Raw genomic sequence first — 1,393 nt, 5'->3', positions numbered from 1 at the left:
GGGGGAGCAGGACAAAAGAGAGGGGGGGGGTGGGGGGGGGGGGGGGGGGGCCGCGCCCCCCCCCCCCCCCCCCCCCACGCGCGCGTGTCGGGGATACTGGTAGGCGCAGACGTAGAGGGAAAGGCCACACATCGTGACTGAGATCGAGATCGGGCGCGGCAAGCGCGGCCGCAGGGCGTACGCGTTCGACGACATCGCCGTCGTACCGAGCCGGCGCACCCGGGACCCGAAGGAGGTCTCGATCGCCTGGCAGATCGACGCCTACCGCTTCGAGCTCCCCTTCCTGGCCGCCCCCATGGACTCGGTCGTATCGCCGCAGACCGCCATCCGCATCGGCGAGCTGGGCGGCCTCGGCGTGCTGAACCTCGAAGGCCTGTGGACCCGGTACGAGGACCCGCAGCCGCTGCTCGACGAGATCGCGGAGCTGGACGAGGCCACCGCGACCCGCCGTCTGCAGGAGATCTACGCGGCCCCGATCAAGGAGGAGCTGATCGGGCAGCGCATCAAGGAGGTGCGCGACTCGGGTGTGGTCACCGCCGCCGCGCTCTCCCCGCAGCGCACCGCGCAGTTCTCCAAGGCCGTCGTCGACGCCGGCGTGGACATCTTCGTCATCCGCGGCACGACGGTCTCCGCCGAGCACGTCTCCGGCGCGGCCGAGCCGCTGAACCTCAAGCAGTTCATCTACGAGCTCGACGTCCCGGTCATCGTCGGCGGCTGCGCCACGTACACCGCGGCCCTGCACCTGATGCGCACCGGCGCCGCGGGTGTCCTGGTCGGCTTCGGCGGCGGCGCGGCGCACACCACGCGCAACGTGCTCGGCATCCAGGTCCCGATGGCGACCGCGGTCGCCGACGTGGCCGCGGCCCGCCGCGACTACATGGACGAGTCCGGCGGCCGGTACGTCCACGTGATCGCCGACGGCGGCGTGGGCTGGTCGGGCGACCTGCCGAAGGCGATCGCCTGCGGCGCCGACTCGGTCATGATCGGCTCCCCCCTGGCCCGCGCCACGGACGCGCCGGGCAAGGGCCACCACTGGGGCATGGAGGCCGTCCACGAGGACGTGCCGCGCGGCAAGCTGGTCGACCTGGGCATCGTCGGCACGACCGAGGAGATCCTCACGGGCCCGTCGCACACCCCGGACGGCTCGATGAACTTCTTCGGCGCCCTGCGCCGCGCGATGGCGACCACGGGCTACAGCGAGCTCAAGGAGTTCCAGCGCGTCGAGGTCACGGTCGCGGACTCCCAGCACAGCCGCTGACGTTCGTCCGTCCCGTACGGAGAGGGGCCCCGCACCAGCCGGGATGCTGTTGGTTTATCCGGGGCCTTATGCCTTCTTCGCCCCGTCGATCGTTTGGTCGGCGGGGCGAAGTCGTGCGAAGTGGCTGGTGCGGGT

The 1,393-nt window shown here is 71.9% G+C and carries 1 protein-coding gene; it reads left to right on the top strand.

The window, feature by feature from the left end; all coding sequences use genetic code 11:
- Positions 1-133: 133 nt before the first annotated feature.
- Positions 134-1,258, top strand: a complete 1,125-nt coding sequence (locus ACZ4VI_RS34610) for a GuaB3 family IMP dehydrogenase-related protein (RefSeq protein WP_468005865.1) — start codon at positions 134-136, stop codon at positions 1,256-1,258.
- Positions 1,259-1,393: the final 135 nt, after the last annotated feature.

The sequence above is a fragment of the Streptomyces sp. NPDC029169 genome (assembly GCF_055563935.1).
This window is presented reverse-complemented; position numbering and strand designations above follow the sequence as displayed.